The sequence below is a fragment of the Pseudomonas sp. PS01299 genome, assembly GCF_029960145.1.
GTDB classification, from domain to species: Bacteria; Pseudomonadota; Gammaproteobacteria; order Pseudomonadales; family Pseudomonadaceae; genus Aquipseudomonas; species Aquipseudomonas putida_A.
In genome coordinates this window covers 1-2704 of record NZ_JASCPO010000419.1, presented here as the reverse complement: position 1 = coordinate 2704, position 2704 = coordinate 1, and the positions used below count along the sequence as shown (strand labels likewise).

Below are 2704 nucleotides of genomic sequence, written 5' to 3'. Positions count from 1 at the left end.
CGCGAAAGCGGTGTGTCAGAAGGCTGATGCATCGACTGACACGCCGCTTTCGCGAGCAAGCCCGCTCCCACCTTGGGGATTTGCGTAAATCTTTAGAACGAGGACTGGATCTTGATCCCCGCGATCAGTGCGTCATCGACCTCGTTCACGCCGCCCGGATGGCGGATGTATTGCAGGTTCGGGCGCACGGTCAGCCAGTTGGCAACGTGCACGCCGTAATACAGTTCGGCGCTGTATTCGGTGTCCTGCGGCGGCAGGAAGGACGGGTCGTCATAGTCGTAGACGGCGTGCGCCTGATTGCTCGCTTCGGCGTTTTTGCGAAAGGCCGGGTTGACGTGGACGCGGGCCAGGGCGAAACCGATGTCGTCTTTGGCGCGGGCATCGAACGGGCCTTTGTAGACCACGCCGGCCTGCACGTAGTTGTCGATCGCGTTGGTTTTCTTGTCGTGCATCGTCGCGTTGGCAAACACGCTCAAGCCGCGCGAGTGGTCGCTGGCGAGGCTGGTGACTTGCTGCTGCGCACCGAACCACACGCCGTGCTTGCTCGACGCGCTGCGGTAGGCTTCGCCGCTCAGTGCGGCGGGCTGGCCGTTCTGGTCTTTATAGACGTCAGAGGCCTTGGCGCTGCTGTAGTAGTAACCGGCACGGTATTCGCCCGGCAGGCCGTTGAGCTTCGGCGTCCACACCAGTTCCACCGGCAACACGGCGCCTTGGGTACCGCTGCCGCTGAGTTTGAAGCCGTTGCCGCGATCGAGGTTTGACGGGTTCTGCTCGTAGGCGCCGACCTGCGCGTACAGCTCTGGGGTCAGGTGATATTTGACCCGCAGCGCCCATTGGCTGACCGGCCAGTTGTACCAGATGCCGCCGACCCAGTTGCCGACCTGCGAGCCGCAGAAGGCCAGGTTCTGGAAGTCGCACGGGAAGCTGTTGAAGTCTTCGCCTTCACCAAAGCGGCCGACCTTGATGTCGAGCTTCTGGTCGAAGAATTTCTGCTGGTACCACATCTGCGTCAGGCGCGTGGTCTGGCCACGGCCCCAGACTTCCTGGGCCGAGGTGAAGCCGCCAACGCGTGGATCGTTGATCCGGTCGTTGCTGATGTTGTTGCCACTGCGCTTGGTGATGGTCAGCTGAAACTCGGCGTCGTCCCAGCCAAGGATTTTTTGCAGGTCCAGGTGCGTGCCCAGACCGAACTGGTCGCTGTAACGCGCGGTGCGATCGTGGTCGTAGCCGCCGTGCAGGTTGCTGCCCATTTCGCCGGTGTAGTCGAGTTTGAAGTCGTAGCCTTTTTCCGCGAGTTCGGTACGCGTGCCGTTCCAGTCACCGAGCATCCACGGTGAGTCGCTGTCGAAGGCGGGAGCCGCCTGGGCGTAGGTGGCGAAGCCGAGCGCGGTGCAGCCGCCGAGCAGGCGCAGGGCTGAGATAGCGCTGTCTCGGGAGAAGGAAAAATCAGGCATGGGTCAGTCTTTTTTTGGTGTTTTACGGGGGTAAACCGAGCGCTTCAATTTGACGCAGGCAGTGAAGCGATTCAGCTGAAGGGCGGCAGGATAATGATCTGTAACAAAAAGACAAAGGGCTTTTGCAGACATGCAGCATTTCTGATTCGGTAACAGTGCGGCAAACGGGCGCATTGTGGCGATGGCTGCAGGCTGCGATCTTCTCGGGTTGGCCTACATTTGATCCAAGGCCTTCCACCTGACCGGCCCCTCGGCTAAGGTGCGCGGCTTGTGCATTTTCACTCCGTCCAAAGGCTTGGCATGAACGACCACACTCCCGATCCGCTGCATGGCGTAACCCTCGAACAGATCCTCAATGCGCTGGTGGCGCATTACGAGTGGTCAGGGTTGGCCGAGCGCATCGATATCCGTTGCTTCAAGAGCGATCCGAGCATCAAGTCGAGCCTGACCTTCCTGCGCAAAACCCCGTGGGCGCGGGAAAAGGTCGAGCGCTTGTACGTGAAACTGATGCGCACCAAGCGACCGGTCTGAGATGGACGCCGTTGCGCGGCGACGCCTGATCACTGTCATCGCCAGCCTCGGCTGGGTCGGGCTGAGTACTCAGCTGTACCTGATTTTCCTCGCGCGACTGAGTGTCGATGCCAGCCTGTTGGGGGGGCTGGTGGGTTTCTTCAGTTACTTCACGGTGTTGACCAACACCCTGGTGGCAACGGTGCTGACCTGCGCGGTCACCCGGCGTGAATCCGCTGCGCAGCGCTGGTTTCTCCAGCCGTGGGTCAGCAGCGGGATTGCGGTCAGCATCGCGGTGGTCGGCCTGGCCTATAGCATTTTGCTGCGGCATTTGTGGCACCCGGAAGGCTGGCAGTTTGTCGCCGATGAATTGCTGCATGACGTGATGCCGCTGCTGTTTCTCGGCTATTGGTGGTGCTGCGTGCCCAAAGGCACCCTGCGCCTGTGGCACCTGCCGCTGTGGCTGATTTACCCGTTGGTGTATTTCATTTACGCGTTGCTGCGCGGGCATCTGCTTGGCGCGTATGCGTATCCGTTCATTGATGTGGCGCTGCTGGGTTATGCACAGGTGTTCATCAATGCCGGGGGGATAATGGTGGGGTTTGTGCTGATTGGCTTGCTGGTGATCGGGATCGACCGCTGGCAGTCAGGACGAAGTTAAAAGGTCAATGTGGGAGCGGGCTTGCTCGCGAAGGCGTCAGGTCAGTCAACATCATGGTTGAATGATAGACCCCATTAGC

General features: G+C 60.3%; 3 protein-coding genes. 2 read left to right on the top strand and 1 reads right to left on the bottom strand.

Going from position 1 to position 2704, the window contains the following annotated elements:
* Window positions 1–92: 92 nt before the first annotated feature.
* A complete protein-coding gene (locus QMX91_RS30535; RefSeq protein WP_098965447.1) occupies window positions 93–1454 on the bottom strand; it encodes a carbohydrate porin in 1362 nt (453 codons plus the stop codon).
* Between the two features lie 300 nt (window positions 1455–1754).
* On the opposite strand from QMX91_RS30535, the gene QMX91_RS30530 reads away from it, so the two are divergent.
* A complete protein-coding gene (locus tag QMX91_RS30530) occupies window positions 1755–1985 on the top strand; it encodes a VF530 family protein (RefSeq protein WP_027612109.1) in 231 nt (76 codons plus the stop codon).
* 1 nt (window position 1986) lies between these two features.
* Window positions 1987–2625, top strand: coding sequence for a Pr6Pr family membrane protein (locus tag QMX91_RS30525; RefSeq protein WP_282413858.1), 639 nt, complete (start codon window positions 1987–1989; stop codon window positions 2623–2625).
* The last annotated feature ends 79 nt before the right edge of the window (window positions 2626–2704 follow it).